Here is a 17961-nt window from a genome sequence, read left to right on the forward strand (position 1 = left end):
AAACCGTGACGGATGAGGAATTGACTATGATTGAAAACCGATTGAATCATCGCCCCAGAAAGCGACTAGGATTCAAGACACCTCACGAGGTATTCCATGCCTCGTTAAAGCGTGTTGCACTTCGTCCTTGAATCCGCCAGGATCAAAGAGAGGAAGTTGGCTCATAAAAAAACCGCCTCAAGCTTGTCACTTGAGGCGGCTTCTTGGCAAGCAAGTCGCAAGCGGTTAAAAACCTGCTTATTGAGCTGCTGCGGCTGCTGCAGCTTTGGAAGCAGCGGCAGACTTGCTGACCAGCTTTTCCTTGATACGCGCAGACTTGCCGCTACGGTCACGCAAGTAGTACAACTTGGCACGACGCACGTCACCACGACGCTTGACTTCGATGCTGGCGATCAAAGGGCTGTAAGTTTGGAACGTACGCTCCACGCCTTCGCCGCTAGAGATCTTGCGCACGATGAAGCCGCTGTTGAGGCCACGGTTGCGCTTAGCAATCACCACACCTTCGTAGGCCTGGACACGCTTGCGTGTGCCTTCAACCACGTTGACGCTCACAATGACTGTGTCGCCAGGTGCGAATTCGGGGATTGTTTTGCCGAGACGAGCAATTTCTTCTGCCTCGAGAGTTTGGATCAGGTTCATGGTTTCCTCTAAAGATCTTGATCGCGCTACACAAAAGGCTTCAGGTCATATTGCCCGAAGCGGCCGATCAGAGGATCGAAAAGCCCACAATTATAGCGTCTTATTGACCCGTAAAACCTGCTCGTCTTGTCGCGTCAATTTATGGGCGGCACGCGCCGCCTCCAAAAGCTCAGGGCGTAACTTAGCGGTCAACAGCAACCGCTGATCACGGCGCCAGCGCTCAATCTGCGCATGATGACCTGACAGCAGCTCAGCTGGGACGCTCTGAGCCTCCCAAACTTCGGGGCGCGTGTAATTTGGGCAATCCAGCAAGCCATCTAAAGCAGGGTTGAAACTGTCAAGTTGGTGGCTGCCTTCATCATTCAAGACACCTGGCTGCAGACGTGCCACAGCATCCAACAAGGCCATCGCGGCCAATTCACCACCGGACAACACAAAATCGCCCAAGCTGATTTGGACATCCACGTGCATGTCAATGAAGCGCTGGTCCACGCCTTCATAACGTCCACACAACAGCACCGCACCTTGGCTGTCAGACCAATGCTGCACGGCGGCATGACGCAGTGGCTGCCCAATGGGCGAAAACAACACCAAGGGCGCGACGTCGCGTGCCTGCTGACGATCGGCGCGAATGGCGGCCAAACAAGCCGCCAAAGGCTCCGCCATCATGACCATGCCTGGGCCGCCACCAAAAGGACGGTCATCCACACGTCGGTAATTGCCCAAAGCAAAATCACGCGGGTTCCACAAACGGACATCCACCAGCTGCGATTCGTAAGCGCGACGGGTCACGCCAATTTTGAGAAAAGGCTCAAACAGCTCAGGAAAAAGGGTAATGACGTCAAAGCGCACAAGGCGTCTTTCAGCGTTGGCGTCAGTAATCGGTGTGCCAGTCCACCGTGATCCGGCGACCCGCCAAATCGACGTTGTCGATGTAAGCGCTGACAAAGGGAATCATGCGTTCTTGGGTTTTGTCGTCTGCGACGAACTCCAGCACCAACACAGTTTGAGGTCCGGTGTGCAACAACTCACGCACTTGGCCCATGGCCTCACCTTCGCGGTTGACGACCTCTAAGCCGAGCAAATCGACCCAGTAATACTCGTCCGCTTCTGGCGTTGGAAAGCTAGACCGTGCAACAAAAATGCGCGCACCTTTGAGAAGCTCCGCTTGGTTGCGGTCTGCCACATCTTGTCCGTGGGCGACCACAGAACCCGAGTGATCTTTGGCTTCAATGACTTTGAAAAGCAGCGTGCCAGAAAATGTCTTGGCACCTTGCGTCGCGGGTTGTAAAAACCAACGTTTAGAAGAAAAAAGCGCCTCCGGAGAAGCGCTGTAGGGCAAGACTTTGAACCAGCCCTTGACACCCCAAGCGTCTGCAATTCGACCAACCTCAATGGCGTCTGCAGGAAGTTCCGCAGACTCAAGGCTCAGCGTCATCGCAGATGCAGGGACTGTCAAATTAAGCGGCTGCTTTGGCAGCTTGCTTGATCAAACGCTCAACCGTGGGTGAGCACTGAGCGCCAACGCCTGTCCAGTGGGTCAGACGGTCTTGTGCAATGCGCAAGCCCTCTTCGCCGCCGCGGGCGATCGGGTTGTAAAAACCAATACGCTCGATGAAGCGACCATCGCGACGGACGCGCTTGTCTGCCACAACAATGTTGAAAAATGGACGGGCTTTAGAGCCGCCGCGGGAAAGTCGGATGACGACCATGATGAATCCTTCGGGTGGTGGGTGTTTTCAACGTTTGAGACACGCGCTAAGGCCACCCGGCCTGCGACACGCTGAAAAGCCCACAAGTATAGCGCCTTACACTCACCACCTATGAAAAACAAAACCGTCGCCGCTTGGCTGGCTTTCGCTGGGGGCCCTTTGGGGCTGCATCGCTTCTATCTTTTCGGCATGTGGGACACCTTGGGCTGGCTGCTGCCCATCCCCACTGCGCTCGGCTTTTATGGCATCGAACGGGTGCAACAGTACGGTCTTGACGACATGGCCAGTTGGTGGCTCATTCCTTTAGCGGGTTTCACGTTCGCCGCGTGCGCACTCAATGCCATCGTGTATGCGTTGATGACGCCTGAAGTCTGGAATCGCCGCTTTAATCCAAGCGCCAACGAAGAAGCGCCGGCTGGTCAAACCAGTTGGTTGACCATCGGCGCTATCGTTTGTTCGTTGCTGATTGGTGCCACGGTGCTGATGTCAAGCATCGTGTTCAGCTTTCAACGCTACTTCGAATATCAAATCGAAGAAGCGCAAAAGATTTCCCAGTAAATCAATACAAGGCCATGCTGATCCAGTAGGCCACGCCAGCCACAAATGCGCTGGCGGGAATCGTCAAAATCCAAGCCCACACGATGCCGCCTGCCACGCCCCAGCGTACTGCACTGGCGCGCTGCGTAGACCCCACCCCCACAATGGCACCGGTGATGGTGTGCGTCGTGGAAACAGGAATACCCAAGGCTGTGGCCAAGAACAAGGTCATCGCCCCACCTGTTTCAGCGCAAAAACCGCCAACAGGCTTCAGCTTGGTGATCTTTTGACCCATTGTTTTCACAATGCGCCAGCCACCAAACATGGTGCCCAAACCAATGGCCATGTAACAGCAAACAATCGTCCAAGTGGGCGGCGACGTATCGGTCGTCGACACGTAACCCGTTGCCACCAACAGCATCCAAATGATGCCGATGGTTTTTTGAGCATCGTTACCACCGTGACCCAAGCTGTAGGCGCCAGCAGAAATCAGCTGCAAACGTCGGAACCATTTGTCCACGCGTGAGGGACGAAAGCTTCGGAAAATCCAAGCCACTGCCACCATCATCAACGAGCCGAGCATAAAACCCAGCAAAGGTGAGACAAAAATGAACGCCACAGTTTTCAAAATGCCCGCAGACACCAACGCACTGGTCCCCGCCTTCGCAATCACGGCGCCTGAAATACCACCAATCAGCGCGTGAGACGAGCTGCTGGGGATGCCGTAATACCAAGTGATGATGTTCCACGTCACGGCACCGACCAAGGCGCCGAACACCACATGGGTGTCGACGATGCCGGGCTGAACAATGCCCTTACCCACCGTCGCCGCCACACTCAGGTGGAAGATAAAGATCGCCACAAAGTTAAAGAATGCAGCAAACAAGACGGCTTGGCCAGGTTTCAGAACGCCGGTAGAGACCACGGTGGCGATCGAATTCGCGGCATCGTGAAAGCCGTTCATGAAGTCAAACAGCAACGCCAACGCCACCAACAAAGCGACCACCCAAAAGGCGGTTTGTGCGGTTTCCATGAGTAACCCGCCTAGCTCAAGAATTCTCGAGGACCACGCCCTCGATCAAATTGGCCACGTCTTCGCACTTGTCGGTGATGGTTTCCAACAATTCATAGATCGCTTTGAGTTTGATGACTTCACGCACATCGGGCTCTTCGCGAAACAGTTTGCTCATGGCGCTGCGCATGACACGGTCAGCATCTGACTCTAACTTGTCGATCTCTTCACAGGTCTTGAGCGCAGCTTCAGCCGTGGCTTGGTCCGAGATCTTCTCGAGCAAATACACCGCATCGCGCAAACGCTCGCAGCACTTGACGCTCAAATCGGTCAAACGCACGATTTCTTCGGTCATATGACGCACGTCGTACAACGCCATGGTTTCGGCGGAGTCTTGAATCAAGTCGGCCACGTCGTCCATGGTGTTGATCAGCGAGTGAATTTGCTCGCGATCAATAGGCGTGATGAAGGTTTTGTGAATGGCGCGATTGACATCGTGTGTCACGCGGTCTGCGGCACGCTCTGCGTTGTCGACATCTTGGTTGTACTTATCGCGCAAGATGGGGTCGTTGTAGTTGGCGACCAGATTTGAAAAAGCATGTGCTGCCTCAACGATGCGATCAGCATGCTGGTTGAACATGACGAAAAAATTGCCTTCTGTAGGCAACAACTTCCCAAATAGCATGGGTTCTCCTATGAGATGAACGATATAACGACTTGATGACGGCGAAGTGTAAACGCTAGCTCAGGCGCGAAACATGAAATAGACCGCTCCGACCATGCATAAACCAGCCCACAAGTAATTCAATTTCAGCGGCTCATTCAAGAAGAAAACAGAAAAAGGAATGAAGACGGCCAAAGTAATCACTTCTTGCATGATTTTCAACTGCCCCACCTGTAGTCCAGCATGCTGAAACCCAATGCGGTTGGCGGGCACCTGCAACAAATACTCCATCAACGCAATGCCCCAGCTCACCACCGCGGCCGTATACCAAGGTGAATTGGCCAAACTTTTCAAATGCCCATACCAAGCGAAGGTCATGAAAACGTTGGCAACCACCAGCATCAGCACGGTTTGCAGAGCAAAAGGGATGGCAGGGAAAGTCATACCGTGAATTTTTCAATCGGTTGATCGCGCACGGCTGCCAATAATTCGGCATTCACGCGCTCGGGACATATGTCGGCCAAAGGCACCAACACAAAGGCACGCTCTTGCCAACGCGGGTGCGGCAACGTCAATTCTGGCATGGCAAGTTGCGTATCGCCATGAAAGATGAGGTCTAAATCGAGGGTACGCGGTGCGTTGTGATAAGGCCGTTCGCGTCCATGGGCCTGTTCGATGCGTTGCAGGGCGTGCAACAGCGCCAAAGGCGATAAATGCGTATCGAGCAAGGCCACTGCATTGATGAAGTCAGGACCCACGGCCTCGTAAGGCGCTGTTCGATACAGCGACGAGGCGCGCACCACACGGGTACCGTCAAGCGTCGCCAGATCGCGCAAAGCCTGCCGGACCTCTGCAGCTGCATCGCCCAAATTGGCGCCAAGCGCCACACACGCCAACACGGATGGCTCAATCCAAGCAGCCACCGTCGCGACTCACTCTGCGGCGGGTGCGCTCTCGCCACCGCCTGTGGGTTTACGACGGCGACGACGACGCTTTTTAGCGGGCGCGTCAGAAGCCTCGGCCTCACCTTCAGGCTCGACCTCACGAAAACGGGGATCAACGGCAGGTTTTTCGGCACGACGCACCGAATGGACACGCGGCGCGCGCTGGGCCTTTTGCTGCTCCAAACGCACTTGTTGCAACAAGTCTTCGCGGGTGGCGTCGTCGGCCATGCTGAACTCTTGCCACCAGTCGGCCAAGACCACATCGATCTCGCCAACATCGGCGCGCAAACGCATGAAATCAAAGCCTGCGCGAAAACGCACTTGCTCGACCATCGTCCAAGGGCCGCTGCCAACACGCTTGTCAAAGCGGGGCTGCATGGTCCAAATCTCGCGCATATCGGCACCAAGCTTGCCTCGGCCCGACACATCACCAATGCGAGACTCAAACACCTCATCAATCGCGTCTTGCAGCGCAGGGAACGAGGGTTGTTTGGCACGACGCTGCGCCCAAATATCGCGCACATCCGACCACAACACACACGCCAACAGGAAGCTAGGCGCCACGGGCTTGCCCTCGCCCACGCGGCGATCGGTGTCGCTCAACGCGGCTTTGACAAACGGATCATCGGCACGCTCGACCACAATATCGAGCAAGGGATAAATACCTTTGTGCAAGCCTTGCAACTTGAGCTGCTCAAGACTGGCCAACGCATGGCCAGTCTGCAAAAGCTTGAGCATTTCATCAAACAAGCGGCTTTGTGGCACATCAGCCAGCAACTTGACCGCACGTTTTAAAGGTGCCGCCGTTTTGGCTTCCAGCTTGAAGCCAGAAGCCGCCAATTTCGCTGCAAAACGCACAGCACGAATGATGCGTACGGGGTCTTCACGGTAACGCAACGCAGGATCGCCAATCATGCGAATGACTTTTTTCTTCGCGTCAGCAATGCCGCCGTGGTAGTCGATCACGTTGCCCGTTTCAGGGTCGTAATACATGGCGTTGATGGTGAAGTCGCGGCGTGCCGCGTCTTGGTCTTGCGGTCCCCACACGTTGTCGCGCAGCACACGGCCGCTAGCGTCCACCGCATGCTTCATATTGGCCAGCTCTTGCTTGCTGCTGCGCTCATTGCCTTTGACTTGCTCGGCATCGGCGTTGTCCAAGTGCGCACGGAAGGTCGACACCTCAATCACCTCATGCTCGCGACCACGGCCGTACACCACGTGCACGATGCGAAAGCGTCGACCAATGATGAAGGCGCGACGAAACGCGGCTTTGACTTGCTCAGGCGTGGCGTTGGTGGCCACATCGAAGTCTTTGGGCTTCAACCCGAGCAACAAATCGCGCACAGCACCGCCCACGATGTAGGCCTCAAAACCACGGTCTTGCAAAGTGCGCACCACATTGAGGGCGCGTTCATCGACCCAATCGACGTTGATGCCGTGCACCTTAGCAGGCACCACTTGGCGTTTGCCCAAATTGGGCTTGGTGCTGTCTGGCGATTTGCCCATCAGCTTGTTGATGAATTGTTTGATCATTGTTTTGGGAAGAGTTCCAAAATCGGCCAGCCTTTTTCTATAGCCACGGCACGCAGTGTGTTGTCGGGATTGGTCGCCACGGGGTGGTTGACGCGCTCCAACAGGGGCAAATCGTTGCGGGAATCGCTGTAGAACGTGGCGTCTACATCGGCCCAGTCCAAGCCTTCGCGTTGCAGCCATTGTTGCAGACGTTGCACTTTGCCTTCGCGCAGGGTCGGCACGCCGCTGATTTCGTTGGTGAACCAGCCTTGTGCATCACGCACCAGCTCCACCGCGATCAAGTCTTCCACACCAAATGCTTTGGCAATGGGACGGGTCACAAACTCGTTGGTGGCGGTGATGATGATGATGCGATCGCCCGCGTCACGGTGCTTTTGCACCAACGCCTGCGCTTCTGAGCGGATGGCCGGCTGAATCACCTCTTGCATGAATTGCGCATGGGCTTGAGCGGCAACTTCGGGGCTACGCTGGCAAAACGCCTCGGCAGCAAAACGCACGTATTCATGAATATCCAAGGTACCCGCTTGGTAATGGGCATAAAACTCGTCATTTCTCTGAATGAACGTATCCCGCGCATGCCAACCCAAACGCACAGTGAACTCGCCCCACGATTGGTCAGAGTCAATGGGCAACAAGGTGTGGTCGAGGTCAAATAAAGCGAGTTTCATCACATGTTTTCCAGCATTGATTTGAGCAACGGGATGGTGATGGCACGTTGCGTTTGCAAGGCATAGCCATCCAGTTGGTCCAGTAATTGAATGAGGCTGCTGAGGTCGCGGCTGAAGCGCTTGAGCATGAAGTCCATCACGTCATCGCTCAAAAACACACCTCGTTCATCCGCCTGTTGACGCAGCACGGCGCGGCGTTCGGGTTCGCTCAGCACCTGCAATTGAAAAATATGGCCCCAGCCTAAGCGGGTGCGCAAATCTTCACGCAGCATCAAGGCGCTCGGGGGGACATCGCCCGCGGACAACACCCAGCGCTGCTGACCATCCTCTGGCGTCATGGCGTTGACAAACCAATTGAACGCCGCATGTTGTTGCACAGCGGTGTAAAGGTGCACGTCGTCCAAGATGACCACGCGCCACGCGTCGTCAAACGCCGTGGGTTCAAACACCGACGCATCCATCCAGCCCACCGCACAGCCTTGGTCGCGCAGCGCAGCTTGGGCAGCGCGCAACAAATGGGTTTTGCCAGAGCCGCCCTCGCCCCACACATACGTGGGCACGGGAGAACGGGTGTCACTGGCCACCCACAGCTGAATATGCTGCCAGGCCGCCAAATTGGGACCCGCCAAAAAGTTGGCCAGGCTGGGGCCAGAGGCCAAGCCAATGTCGAGCGCGATTTGTTGCATGCGAGCTCAGGCCCCTCGGTACAAGCGACTGGCTTGGTATTGCGCTCGCAGTCGACGAATGGCCACCAGCAACACGGCACTGACAGGCAAGGCCACCAGCACCCCCACAAAACCAAACAGCTCGCCAAACGCCATCAACGCAAAAATGACATGCAAGGGATGCAAACCAATGCGCTCGCCCACCAAACGCGGCGTCAGCACAAAACTCTCAATGAGTTGTCCCAAGCCGTACACCACGCCGACCATGAGCAGCGCTTCGGCCGGTGTGAACTGCAAAAAACCAGCCAGCGCCGCCAAGACCAAGCCCACGCCAAACCCTAAGTACGGCACAAACACCGCCAAGCCCGTGAACACGCCAATGGGGAACGCCAACTCCAAGCCAAAAGCCCACAAAGCCAAGCTGTAGTACACCGCCAGCAGCGCCATGACCGACAACTGCCCCCGCAAGTACTGGCCCAACACTTGGTCGCACTCGTCGATGAATTGATCGTAAAGACTGCGCATGGGCAAAGGCACCAAGGCTTCGACATGACGCACCACACGGCGCCAGTCGAGTAACAAATAAAACAGCACCACGGGCACCAACACCAAGTTACCCACCACCGCCAAGGCCACACTGCCGCCAATGCGCAACGACGTCAGCGCTTGCTTGAACACCTCGTCCAACGAGGTACCAAAGACTTGTAACAGCCATGCTTTGAGGCTTTCGGGGTCCAAGGCGGCAGAAATACCCATCGATTGCAACCAAGGTTTCAACACGGCTTGACCGCGCATCAACAAGATCGGCAGCTGTTCGCGCATACGCGGCAATTCGCTCACCAAAATCGGCACCAAGAGGGTCAGCAGCGCGATCAACACCAGCACGAAAAAAAACTCAACCAACACCACCGCCAAGACGCGCGGAAAACGCCCCCCCGACAAACGCGACAAACCGCGCACCAAAGGGCTGAGTGCATAAGCCAACACGGCTGCCACCACAAACGGCATCAACACGGGCCCCAACAGCCACAAAATCAGCACGGCCACGGCGATGAGGCCAGTCCATGCGAGGGCGTGTCGTTGCGCGAGGGTGAATTGCATACAGCGGGACGGGTGATGGCTTTAAAATTAAGCCTTGATTCTATCGGCGCGCACCTTCTGCACGCCTCAGCACCTCCTCACTATGAACAAACCCCTTTCCTACAAAGACGCCGGTGTCGACATTGACGCAGGCGACGCCTTGGTCGAACGCATCAAACCTCTGGCCAAAAAAACCATGCGCGAGGGCGTCTTAGCAGGCATTGGCGGTTTTGGCGCTTTGTTTGAAGTACCCAAACGCTACAAAGAACCCGTGCTGGTCAGTGGCACCGACGGCGTGGGCACCAAGCTCAAGCTGGCGTTTGAATGGAACATGCACGACACCGTGGGCATCGACTTGGTGGCCATGAGCGTCAACGACGTGCTGGTGCAAGGCGCTGAGCCCCTGTTTTTCTTGGATTACTTTGCGTGCGGCAAGCTCAACGTAGACACCGCCGCTGCGGTCGTTGGCGGCATTGCCAAAGGGTGCGAACTGTCAGGCTGCGCCCTGATTGGCGGTGAAACAGCTGAAATGCCCGGCATGTACCCCGACGGCGAATACGACTTGGCAGGCTTTGCCGTCGGTGCCGTTGAAAAATCCAAAATCTTGACCGGTCAAGACGTCAAACCCGGCGATGTGGTGCTGGGCTTGGCCTCTGCTGGCGTGCATTCCAACGGTTTTTCACTGGTACGCAAAGTCATTGACCGCGCAGGTGAAAACGCCCCTGCTACTTTGGACAGCAAGCCCTTCAAAGAAGCCATCATGGCACCCACCCGCTTGTATGTGAAAAGCGTGTTGGCCGCATTGGCGACGCAACCCATCAAAGCGCTGGCGCACATCACCGGTGGTGGTTTGCTCGAAAACATCCCACGCGTCTTGCCCGAAGGTATGGCCGCACACCTGACCAAGGGCAGCTGGCCACAAACCGAACTGTTCGCTTGGTTGCAAAACACAGCAGGCATTGACGACATCGAGATGAACCGCACGTTCAACAACGGCATTGGCATGGTGGTGGTCATTGACGCCGCGCACGCCGCCGCTTGTGCCGAGGTGCTGCGCGCGCACGGCGAGCAAGTGCACACCATTGGCGTGATTGCTGAGCGCGGCGACACCGCAGCTGTCTTGGTTCAATAAAACGAAGGTTGCCGCCCTTCGGGGCTCTCAATCGACTTCGGGCGCCTCAGGGATCAACACCTGCAGGCGCTTTTTCACGAATGCGAGACGCGGCGCATCGTTGTGGCTGACGTACACCTCTTCCAAATTGCGCAGCATGCGGGCCACAATTTCGCGTGGCGTGGCTGTGCGTAAGCACTGCTTGAGCAAGTCATCTGACACCTCACCATCGCGCACCAAGCCCGACTCGTGATGGAGGGGCATGAGCCGCTCCATCAGATCCTCTTTGCCCAAGGAACGGCCCGAAAAAGGGTCAATCACAGCCATGCCATCGTGTGGGTGAGGCAAGCGGACTTTCACCAAAAAGTGCCCCGGAAAGCCCACCCCCTGCGCTTCCAAACCGATGCCAGCCGCCAACTCGAGCCACAAAACCGCCAGACTGATGGGAATGCCACGGCGCGTGCGCAGCACCACATGTAAAAAGCTGTTGTCAGGGTCGTAATAGTCGTTGAGGTTGCCGCCAAAACCCAACTCATCAAAGAAAAACTGGTTCAGCAAACGCAGTTTTTGCAACGCTCCTGCGTCGGCAGGCAAGCGTTGCTTGAGGCGACTGCCGAGTTGATCGACTTGGTCGAGCACCTGTTGAATGTCGAGTTCTGGGTATTCATCTTGGGCCAAGCTGCTGGCCGCTTCAAGCAAAGGAAAGTGCGCATCGCTCTGCACCAAAGACTCAAAGTATTCAAGTGCGGTGGGCACGTCTAGTTTGAAATTCATGCAACTAGCCTTTCATCGACGCAACAAAACACGCAGTTTCAGCCCCGTGATTGTCAGCATACCCAAATACAAAACCGCGCTGACGGCCAAAACACCCGCCATCAATGCCACACGCAGCAGAGGTGTCGCGTGCAAATCGGTCCAATGCCAGTAGCGCACGGCCCACATGAGCCAAGCGCCTAAAACAACACAAGCCACCAGCACTTGCGCCACAAACCGCCCCCAGCCTGGGCTAGGAACATACGTCCCCAAACGGCGCAGCCCCCACAGCAACCAAACCGCATTGACCAAAGCACCAAGGCCAATGGACAGTGCCAAACCCGCATGGGCCAAAAACGGAACCAAGATCAAATTAAACAATTGCGTGATGATCAACACCACCACCGCAATGCGCACGGGTGTGCGTATGTCTTGGCTGGCGTAGTAACCAGGCGCCAACACCTTGATCGCCACCAAGCCCAACAAACCGACGCCGTACCCCATCAGCGCAAGCGTGGTTTGCTGCACATCTTGTGCGCTGAACGCACCGTAGTTGTAGAGCACAGCCACCAACGCTTGCGGAAATACCAACAAAGCCACCCCACACGGCAGCGCCAGCACGACCACCAGACGCAACCCCCAGTCCAGCATGTCTGAATATTTGGCCGTGTCATTGGCCGCTTTGGCCGCCGAGAGTTGCGGCATGAGCACCACGCCCAACGCCACGCCCAACAAAGCCGTCGGAAACTCCATCAAACGATCGGCGTAACTGAGCCAACTCACGCTGCCGGGCACCAAATGCGAGGCAATTTGGGTGTTGATCAGCAACGAAATTTGCGCCACGCTCACGCCCAACAAGGCGGGCACCATGAGTTGAAGAATGCGTTTAGGCCCAGGGCCAGACCATGCCTGACGAATGTCGCCCCAGCGCAAACCGACGCGTGGCAGCAACCCCAAACGGCGCAGCGCCAGCATTTGAACGCTGAGTTGTGCCACGCCACCCAACATCACACCAGCGGCCAAGGCATAAATGGGTGCGATGCCCCAACTGGCAAACCACGGTCCGCCCCACCAAGCCGCCACGATCATGGACACATTCAGCAAAACTGGCGTGGCGGCAGGCACTGCAAAGCGCTTCCATGTATTGAGCACCCCCGCGGCCAACGCGACCAGCGACATGAAGGCAATGTAGGGAAACATCCAGCGCGTCAACACCACAGCCACCTCGAAGCCCTGCGAGGACTGCTGTAACCCACTGGCCATGACCCAGACCAACCAAGGTGCGGCCAAAACGCCTAAAACAGAGGTTAAAAAGAGCGCCCAAGCCAATAAGGTGGCCACTTGACTGATCAATTCATGGGTGGCCTCATCGCCCTGCTGCTGACGACTCGCCGCCAAAACAGGCACAAACGCCTGGCTGAATGCGCCTTCGGCAAACAAGCGACGAAACAAATTGGGAATCCGAAACGCCACATTGAAGGCATCGGTCAAGGCGCTGGCACCAAAGGTGGAGGCAATGAGGAGTTCGCGCATCAAGCCTGTGATGCGGGAAATGAGGGTCAAGCCCGAGACGATGGAGGCAGATTTGAACAGTGACACGGCTCACAGTGTAGCGACCGCGGCGTTTGAAGCTACAATCATGGGCCTTGCTGGCATCATCCACAAACCTCTAGGAAATTTATCATGGCATCAGCTAAACCCAAGAAAAAAAACCCACGCCTGGCATCAGGCCGTAAACGCGTCCGCCAGGACATCAAAATCAATGCCGCCAACACCTCGTTGCGCTCGAAGTACCGCACTGCGGTGAAGAACGTCGAGAAAGCCGTTTTGGCTGGCGACAAAACCAAAGCCACCGAACTGTTTGCCAAGATGCAAGCTGTGGTGGACACGGTTGCCGACAAAGGCATCTTCCACAAGAACAAAGCTGCTCGCGATAAGAGCCGCCTCTCCACCAAAGTCAAGGCCTTGGTCCTCGCCGCCTGATCATTCAGGCAAACAGCCCGGCTTGATTCGTCAAGCCGCCGTTTGTAACGGGTGCGCTGCCAGCAAAGAAAAAGCAAAAAGCCGCTGTCAAGCGGCTTTTTTGTTGCCTAGACTTTTTCAAGTCTAGCGTTAGGGTCAAACGTTATTTCGGTGGATGCTCAGGCAACAAGCAGGCTTCGACGACTTGCAAGCCGTTGTCTTTGGCAAAGTTCATCACGAAGCTCCAAGCCATGGGCTCTTCATCGCGCAAGTCGGTGTGAACAATGACGCACTTGTTGCCATCCAAGGTGTTGGGCACACACCAAGGCGAATAGCTCAAATGGCTACCCGGCGTTGCGCCGCCTGGACGAAACTGGCTCATCACACCCGCCAAACGCTCGGCCCAATCGCTGGGGCGGAATGTGCGTCCGTCTTGGGTGAGTCCCAGAATAAATACTTCTTTGGCTGAGGGTGAGACCATCGGGTAGATGCTGAATGTTGGGCTTGAGCGAAGGGGGATCTCCCTCTGTCGCTAGTGTGTCAAGTATTCTATCTTATATAAGACTTGTGCCACTTTGAGGTCGGGAAGTTACCACAAAGCTCATGTCAGCATTCTTTCATCGAACCGTCAAAAGCTGCCTCTAAAATCACGCTTCAACGGCTCAACCTTCGTTGGGTCGTTTTCTTTTTTGGAGTACCTACATGTCAACCGCTACACGCAAAGTGCCGACCGAACCTCATGTCATGCCGACTTTTGGGCGCTTGCCCATCGCCATTGCACGCGGTCAAGGTTGCCGCGTGTGGGATACGGAAGGTCGCTCTTATTTAGACGGGCTGGCTGGCATTGCCGTCAACACCTTGGGCCACAACCACCCCGAGTTTGTGGCGGCTTTGCAGCAACAAATGACCGAGGTCATTCACTGCTGCAACTACTACTACACGCCCAATGCCGAAAAGTTAGCAGCCAAGCTGACCGAGTTTTCGGGCATGACCAATGTGTTTTACTGCAACAGCGGTTTAGAAGCCAACGAGGCAGCGCTCAAGCTGGCGCGTAAATACGGCCATGACAAAGGCATCAGCAACCCGCAAATCGTGGTGTACGAAAAAGCCTTCCACGGCCGCAGCATTGCCACACTCAGCGCCACGGGCAATCCCAAGATTCAAAAAGGTTTTGAGCCTTTGCTCGAAGGCTTCATCCGCGTGCCCTTGAATGACATCGATGCCCTGAAACAAGCAACAGAAGGCAATCCCAATGTGGTGGCCGTATTCTTTGAAACCATCCAAGGCGAAGGCGGCATCAACCCCATGCACATGGACTACCTGCGTGACGTGCGCGAGCTGTGCAACCAACGCGATTGGCTGATGATGGTCGATGAAGTGCAAAGCGGCATGGGCCGCACAGGCAAATGGTTTGCCCACCAATGGGCAGGCGTTGTACCTGACGTGATGCCCTTGGCCAAAGGTTTGGCTTCTGGCGTGCCGATTGGCGCGGTGGTCGCAGGCCCCAAAGCGGCGGGGGTGTTGACCGCTGGCACCCACGGCTCCACTTTTGGTGGCAACCCGCTGGCCGTGCGCGCGGGCTTAGAAACCATCCGCATCATGGAAAAAGATGACCTGATGGGCAATGCGGCTCGCATGGGCCAATACCTCACCGACGCGTTCAAGCGCGAGTTTGCAAACGAACCCGGTGTGAAAGACATTCGCGGTCAAGGCTTGATGATTGGCATTGAGCTCGACCGCGCCTGCGGCGCCATCATGCAACGCGCTTTGGATGCGGGCCTCATGCTCAGCGTCACCGCCGACACCGTGGTGCGCTTGCTGCCGCCGCTCATCATCACCCAAGCCGAGTGCGATGAACTGATTTCAATCTTGGTGCCATTGATCAAAACCTTCTTGGCAGAAAAAGCATGACGATCAAACATTACCTGCAATTCACCGACCTCACGGCCGACGAATACGCTTACCTGTTCACACGCGCTGCGCTGATCAAAAAGAAATTCAAAGCCTACGAAAAGCACCACTCCTTGGCCGACCGCACGTTGGCCATGATTTTCGAAAAGGCCTCCACACGCACCCGCGTGAGCTTTGAAGCCGGCATGTATCAGCTGGGGGGTTCGGTGGTGCACTTGACCACCGGCGACAGCCAACTCGGACGCTCAGAGCCCATCGAAGACAGCGCCAAAGTCATCAGCCGCATGGTCGACTTGGTGATGATTCGCACCTACGGCCAAGACAAAATCAACAGCTTTGCCAGCAATTCGCGTGTGCCCGTCATCAACGGCTTGACCAATGAGTTTCATCCCTGCCAAATCATGGCGGACTTGTTCACCTTCATCGAACACCGAGGCTTGACTGCACATCCACTGGAATGCCTCAAAGGCAAAGTGGTGGCTTGGGTCGGCGACGGCAACAACATGGCCAACACATGGTTGCAAGCGGCCGACATGCTGGGCTTTACCGTCCACGTCAGTACGCCCAGCGGCTATGAGGTCGACCCCGCCATCGCAGGCCTCTCCAACAGCCATTGCTACAAAGTTTTTGCAGACCCCATGCAAGCCTGCCAAGGTGCAGATTTGGTCACCACCGACGTGTGGACCAGCATGGGCTATGAGGCTGAAAACGAAGCCCGCAAACAAGCCTTCAACGACTGGTGCGTGGACGCCGACATGATGGCGGCAGCCAAATCCGATGCGCTGTTCATGCACTGCTTGCCCGCCCACCGCGGCGAAGAAGTGTCGGCCGACGTGATCGATGGCCCTCAATCGGTCGTCTGGGACGAAGCCGAAAACCGCATGCATGTGCAAAAAGCGCTCATGGAGTACCTGCTGCTCGGACGTCAGTGATGTCGGCCTGCACCAGCTGCGGCGCTTGCTGCGCCAGCTTTCGGGTCGATTTCAGCGTGGAAGAGATGGACACGCACGGCGGGTCTGTGCCCTCAGGTTTGGGCCAAGAACTCACCGCCACCCTGTGCCGCATGCGAGGCACCGACTATTCCCCGCCACGCTGCGCAGCGCTCAGCGGCAAAGTGGGCGAAAAAGCCACCTGCGGCATTTACGAATGGCGGCCCTCCCCTTGCCGAGAGTTTGAAGAAGGCAGCCCCGCCTGCGAACGCGCCCGCATGCGTCACGGCCTGCCCTCCTTGGCTACTCCAACGCAGCCTTGAACGCCCCCACTTGACTGCGCACACCGGGTAGGGGTTCAAGCCCATAGCGCTGCGTGATGAACTTCAAAATAGACGTGGTGTCATAGGGCGTGGAGTCCACAAACCCGCGCTTGACGGAAGGGCCAATCAACAACGCAGGAATACGCGTGCCGGGTCCCCAACGGTCGCTCCAACCCGCGCCTTGGGGCGGCGGCACATGGTCCCAATACCCGCCGTTTTCATCGTAGGTGACGATGATCAGCATGTCTTTCCATTGCGGACTCGCCTTGAGTTTGTCCAGCACGCCCGCCAAATGGGTGTCCCCCGTCATGATGTCGGTGTAAGACGGGTGCTGGGTATCTCGCCCAGCAGGTTTGTAAAAACTCACCGCAGGCAAGCGTCCAGCGGCCATGTCCGCTAAAAAGTCATCCCCGTCTTTCAAATGCCGAGCCCGATCTGCGGTGCCAGGCGAAAACCGTGCGTAATAGTTGAACGGTTGATGGTGCGGTTGAAACATCGGACTGCCAGGGTCACGCTGGTAAATGATGCGCCGCTTGACATCCGGCGCTTGCATGCCATCGGCCAAGGCTTGGGCGTAACCGCCCGCATACCAAGCCCAATCCACGCCCCGACGTGACAACGTGTCTCCAATGGTGAGCGTCGTTTGTGGCGGCACAGGCTGACCATGCCCTGCCGCCCCTTGCGGATTGGCCATGCGGGCATCACCGCCCGGCGCTGGCGCGATGCCACTCGGTTGAAACGGCGGCTGTGACGTGTTCACCGACCACCCATCGGGGGTGACTTGACCGCCCCCCGCACTGAACACCTGAACTGCACCCACATTGGCGGACGGTGATGTGTCTTTTTTGAGCAATTTCCCCTGGGCATCCAAGCGTACGCGCATGGATTCAGGTGCATTCGCATGCTGCGGTGTGCAGGCACAAATCAACCATTGGTGGTTCAGATAAGAGCCCCCGTAGGCGCCCATGAAAAAGTTGTCAGCCAAGGTGTAGTCTTGTGCCCATTTCCACATCTTGAACTGGCTACCGTCGTAATGGCCCATGGTCCAACCGCCCACCGTCGACATGGCTGCAAACAGGTTGTTTTGCCCACCGTTGATTTGCTCTTGGTTATGGAAAAAAGCATGGATGGGGCTGGGCACAATTTGCGTTGGCGGACGGTTCACCGGAGGCGCGTCAATGCGAAAAGGGGCATTGGGCATACGGGGAAAATTAGCGTCGGGCTTGCCATCGTGACCAAACACGATCAACTCTTTCAAGGGCGTGCCATCGTGGTCGAGCTGTGTTTTTTGTGCAGCCGTCGCATTCGCGATGCCATTGGCACCAGGAAAGAGCCCGTACATGTTGTCAAAACTGTGGTTCTCCGCGTAGATCACCACGACGTTTTGAATTTTTTGTGCGGCTGGGGTGGTGCTTTCAATCGTGCTGACGCATCCAGACAAGGCGGTCAGCCAAACCAGTCCAGCCACTGGGCGCCAACGAAAAATAGGGTTGGGGTTCACAAGGTCGCTCCTGAAAT

The 17961-nt window shown here is 56.4% G+C and carries 21 protein-coding genes and 2 pseudogenes; 7 read left to right on the forward strand and 16 right to left on the reverse strand.

The window, feature by feature from the left end; all coding sequences use genetic code 11:
• A pseudogene (locus RMS95_RS03770) lies at nucleotides 1–131 on the forward strand (IS30 family transposase); the annotation flags it as partial.
• Between the two features lie 106 nt (nucleotides 132–237).
• Here the strand turns inward: RMS95_RS03770 and rplS are convergent.
• From rplS to rpsP, 4 genes are all read right to left on the reverse strand, one after another.
• On the reverse strand, nucleotides 238–639 hold the full coding sequence (gene rplS / locus RMS95_RS03775) for a 50S ribosomal protein L19 (protein WP_104798947.1): 402 nt from the start codon (nucleotides 637–639) through the stop codon (nucleotides 238–240).
• Nucleotides 640–729: 90 nt separating this feature from the next.
• Nucleotides 730–1491, reverse strand: coding sequence for a tRNA (guanosine(37)-N1)-methyltransferase TrmD (gene trmD / locus RMS95_RS03780; RefSeq protein ID WP_310643726.1), 762 nt, complete (start codon nucleotides 1489–1491; stop codon nucleotides 730–732).
• A gap of 22 nt (nucleotides 1492–1513) precedes the next feature.
• The gene (rimM, locus tag RMS95_RS03785; protein WP_310643893.1) at nucleotides 1514–2077 is read right to left on the reverse strand and encodes a ribosome maturation factor RimM; all 564 of its coding nucleotides are present in this window, start codon (nucleotides 2075–2077) and stop codon (nucleotides 1514–1516) included.
• 22 nt (nucleotides 2078–2099) lie between these two features.
• Nucleotides 2100–2351, reverse strand: a complete 252-nt coding sequence (rpsP, locus tag RMS95_RS03790; protein WP_100132542.1) for a 30S ribosomal protein S16 — start codon at nucleotides 2349–2351, stop codon at nucleotides 2100–2102.
• A gap of 111 nt (nucleotides 2352–2462) precedes the next feature.
• Between rpsP and RMS95_RS03795 the strand changes: the two genes are divergently transcribed.
• On the forward strand, nucleotides 2463–2909 hold the full coding sequence (locus tag RMS95_RS03795) for a hypothetical protein (RefSeq protein ID WP_310643728.1): 447 nt from the start codon (nucleotides 2463–2465) through the stop codon (nucleotides 2907–2909).
• A 1-nt stretch (nucleotide 2910) separates the two neighbouring features.
• Here RMS95_RS03795 and RMS95_RS03800 read toward each other — a convergent pair whose 3' ends face one another.
• From RMS95_RS03800 to RMS95_RS03835, 8 genes are read right to left on the reverse strand one after another with little or no spacing between them, the layout of a single operon-like run.
• Nucleotides 2911–3921 (reverse strand): anion permease, encoded by a 1011-nt coding sequence (locus RMS95_RS03800; protein WP_310643730.1) that lies wholly within the window; start codon nucleotides 3919–3921, stop codon nucleotides 2911–2913.
• Nucleotides 3922–3937: 16 nt separating this feature from the next.
• On the reverse strand, nucleotides 3938–4585 hold the full coding sequence (locus tag RMS95_RS03805; protein ID WP_104798941.1) for a DUF47 domain-containing protein: 648 nt from the start codon (nucleotides 4583–4585) through the stop codon (nucleotides 3938–3940).
• 60 nt (nucleotides 4586–4645) lie between these two features.
• Nucleotides 4646–5008, reverse strand: coding sequence for a DMT family protein (locus RMS95_RS03810; RefSeq protein ID WP_310643732.1), 363 nt, complete (start codon nucleotides 5006–5008; stop codon nucleotides 4646–4648).
• A complete protein-coding gene (folK, locus tag RMS95_RS03815) occupies nucleotides 5005–5487 on the reverse strand; it encodes a 2-amino-4-hydroxy-6-hydroxymethyldihydropteridine diphosphokinase (protein WP_310643733.1) in 483 nt (160 codons plus the stop codon). Before folK ends, RMS95_RS03810 begins: the two co-directional genes overlap by 4 nt.
• Before the next feature lie 9 nt (nucleotides 5488–5496).
• Nucleotides 5497–7041: a polynucleotide adenylyltransferase PcnB gene (gene pcnB / locus RMS95_RS03820; RefSeq protein ID WP_310643735.1), complete on the reverse strand. Its 1545-nt coding sequence runs from the start codon at nucleotides 7039–7041 to the stop codon at nucleotides 5497–5499.
• Complete coding sequence (locus RMS95_RS03825) at nucleotides 7038–7709, reverse strand: HAD family hydrolase (protein ID WP_310643737.1); 672 nt, start codon at nucleotides 7707–7709, stop codon at nucleotides 7038–7040. Before RMS95_RS03825 ends, pcnB begins: the two co-directional genes overlap by 4 nt.
• Nucleotides 7709–8395: a DnaA regulatory inactivator Hda gene (hda, locus tag RMS95_RS03830; RefSeq protein ID WP_310643739.1), complete on the reverse strand. Its 687-nt coding sequence runs from the start codon at nucleotides 8393–8395 to the stop codon at nucleotides 7709–7711. Before hda ends, RMS95_RS03825 begins: the two co-directional genes overlap by 1 nt.
• A gap of 6 nt (nucleotides 8396–8401) precedes the next feature.
• Complete coding sequence (locus RMS95_RS03835; protein WP_310643741.1) at nucleotides 8402–9475, reverse strand: AI-2E family transporter; 1074 nt, start codon at nucleotides 9473–9475, stop codon at nucleotides 8402–8404.
• 82 nt (nucleotides 9476–9557) lie between these two features.
• Here RMS95_RS03835 and purM point away from each other — a divergent pair, with 82 nt between their 5' ends.
• Nucleotides 9558–10586, forward strand: coding sequence for a phosphoribosylformylglycinamidine cyclo-ligase (gene purM / locus RMS95_RS03840; RefSeq protein WP_310643743.1), 1029 nt, complete (start codon nucleotides 9558–9560; stop codon nucleotides 10584–10586).
• Between the two features lie 42 nt (nucleotides 10587–10628).
• On the opposite strand, the pseudogene RMS95_RS03845 reads toward purM, so the two are convergent.
• Together RMS95_RS03845 and murJ are read right to left on the reverse strand one after the other, a co-directional pair.
• Nucleotides 10629–11339 (reverse strand): annotated as a pseudogene (locus RMS95_RS03845) (SirB1 family protein); the annotation flags it as partial.
• Nucleotides 11340–11351: 12 nt separating this feature from the next.
• On the reverse strand, nucleotides 11352–12917 hold the full coding sequence (murJ, locus tag RMS95_RS03850; RefSeq protein ID WP_310643746.1) for a murein biosynthesis integral membrane protein MurJ: 1566 nt from the start codon (nucleotides 12915–12917) through the stop codon (nucleotides 11352–11354).
• 84 nt (nucleotides 12918–13001) lie between these two features.
• On the opposite strand from murJ, the gene rpsT reads away from it, so the two are divergent.
• Nucleotides 13002–13301: a 30S ribosomal protein S20 gene (gene rpsT, locus RMS95_RS03855; RefSeq protein WP_104798932.1), complete on the forward strand. Its 300-nt coding sequence runs from the start codon at nucleotides 13002–13004 to the stop codon at nucleotides 13299–13301.
• Nucleotides 13302–13443: 142 nt separating this feature from the next.
• On the opposite strand, the gene RMS95_RS03860 is transcribed toward rpsT, so the two are convergent.
• On the reverse strand, nucleotides 13444–13761 hold the full coding sequence (locus tag RMS95_RS03860) for a DUF3579 domain-containing protein (RefSeq protein WP_310643749.1): 318 nt from the start codon (nucleotides 13759–13761) through the stop codon (nucleotides 13444–13446).
• A 221-nt stretch (nucleotides 13762–13982) separates the two neighbouring features.
• Here RMS95_RS03860 and RMS95_RS03865 point away from each other — a divergent pair, with 221 nt between their 5' ends.
• The 3 genes from RMS95_RS03865 to RMS95_RS03875 are packed head-to-tail and all read left to right on the forward strand — an operon-like array spanning nucleotide 13983 to nucleotide 16443.
• Nucleotides 13983–15191 carry an aspartate aminotransferase family protein gene (locus RMS95_RS03865; protein WP_310643750.1) on the forward strand — a complete coding sequence of 403 codons (1209 nt, stop codon included), beginning with the start codon at nucleotides 13983–13985 and terminating at the stop codon, nucleotides 15189–15191.
• Entirely contained in the window at nucleotides 15188–16123 is a 936-nt protein-coding gene (argF, locus tag RMS95_RS03870) for an ornithine carbamoyltransferase (RefSeq protein ID WP_310643751.1), read from the forward strand. The genes RMS95_RS03865 and argF overlap by 4 nt, the downstream gene beginning before the upstream one ends.
• The gene (locus RMS95_RS03875; protein ID WP_310643753.1) at nucleotides 16123–16443 is read left to right on the forward strand and encodes a YkgJ family cysteine cluster protein; all 321 of its coding nucleotides are present in this window, start codon (nucleotides 16123–16125) and stop codon (nucleotides 16441–16443) included. The genes argF and RMS95_RS03875 overlap by 1 nt, the downstream gene beginning before the upstream one ends.
• On the opposite strand, the gene acpA is transcribed toward RMS95_RS03875, so the two are convergent.
• Nucleotides 16424–17944, reverse strand: coding sequence for an acid phosphatase (gene acpA / locus RMS95_RS03880; RefSeq protein ID WP_310643755.1), 1521 nt, complete (start codon nucleotides 17942–17944; stop codon nucleotides 16424–16426). The genes RMS95_RS03875 and acpA overlap by 20 nt on opposite strands.
• Nucleotides 17945–17961 lie beyond the last annotated feature (17 nt).

The organism is Limnohabitans sp. (genome assembly GCF_031539175.1).
Classification (GTDB): domain Bacteria; phylum Pseudomonadota; class Gammaproteobacteria; order Burkholderiales; family Burkholderiaceae_C; genus Limnohabitans.

Excerpts from the sequence above, each read along its gene's own strand:
- rplS (WP_104798947.1), bottom strand. The coding sequence starts at position 639 with ATGAACCTGATCCAAACTCTCGAGGCAGAAGAAATTGCTCGTCTCGGC.
- rimM (WP_310643893.1), bottom strand. The coding sequence starts at position 2,077 with ATGACGCTGAGCCTTGAGTCTGCGGAACTTCCTGCAGACGCCATTGAG.
- rpsP (WP_100132542.1), bottom strand. The coding sequence starts at position 2,351 with ATGGTCGTCATCCGACTTTCCCGCGGCGGCTCTAAAGCCCGTCCATTT.
- RMS95_RS03795 (WP_310643728.1), top strand. The coding sequence starts at position 2,463 with ATGAAAAACAAAACCGTCGCCGCTTGGCTGGCTTTCGCTGGGGGCCCT.
- RMS95_RS03800 (WP_310643730.1), bottom strand. The coding sequence starts at position 3,921 with ATGGAAACCGCACAAACCGCCTTTTGGGTGGTCGCTTTGTTGGTGGCG.
- RMS95_RS03805 (WP_104798941.1), bottom strand. The coding sequence starts at position 4,585 with ATGCTATTTGGGAAGTTGTTGCCTACAGAAGGCAATTTTTTCGTCATG.
- RMS95_RS03810 (WP_310643732.1), bottom strand. The coding sequence starts at position 5,008 with ATGACTTTCCCTGCCATCCCTTTTGCTCTGCAAACCGTGCTGATGCTG.
- pcnB (WP_310643735.1), bottom strand. The coding sequence starts at position 7,041 with ATGATCAAACAATTCATCAACAAGCTGATGGGCAAATCGCCAGACAGC.
- RMS95_RS03825 (WP_310643737.1), bottom strand. The coding sequence starts at position 7,709 with ATGAAACTCGCTTTATTTGACCTCGACCACACCTTGTTGCCCATTGAC.
- hda (WP_310643739.1), bottom strand. The coding sequence starts at position 8,395 with ATGCAACAAATCGCGCTCGACATTGGCTTGGCCTCTGGCCCCAGCCTG.
- RMS95_RS03835 (WP_310643741.1), bottom strand. The coding sequence starts at position 9,475 with ATGCAATTCACCCTCGCGCAACGACACGCCCTCGCATGGACTGGCCTC.
- purM (WP_310643743.1), top strand. The coding sequence starts at position 9,558 with ATGAACAAACCCCTTTCCTACAAAGACGCCGGTGTCGACATTGACGCA.
- rpsT (WP_104798932.1), top strand. The coding sequence starts at position 13,002 with ATGGCATCAGCTAAACCCAAGAAAAAAAACCCACGCCTGGCATCAGGC.
- RMS95_RS03860 (WP_310643749.1), bottom strand. The coding sequence starts at position 13,761 with ATGGTCTCACCCTCAGCCAAAGAAGTATTTATTCTGGGACTCACCCAA.
- RMS95_RS03865 (WP_310643750.1), top strand. The coding sequence starts at position 13,983 with ATGTCAACCGCTACACGCAAAGTGCCGACCGAACCTCATGTCATGCCG.
- argF (WP_310643751.1), top strand. The coding sequence starts at position 15,188 with ATGACGATCAAACATTACCTGCAATTCACCGACCTCACGGCCGACGAA.
- RMS95_RS03875 (WP_310643753.1), top strand. The coding sequence starts at position 16,123 with ATGTCGGCCTGCACCAGCTGCGGCGCTTGCTGCGCCAGCTTTCGGGTC.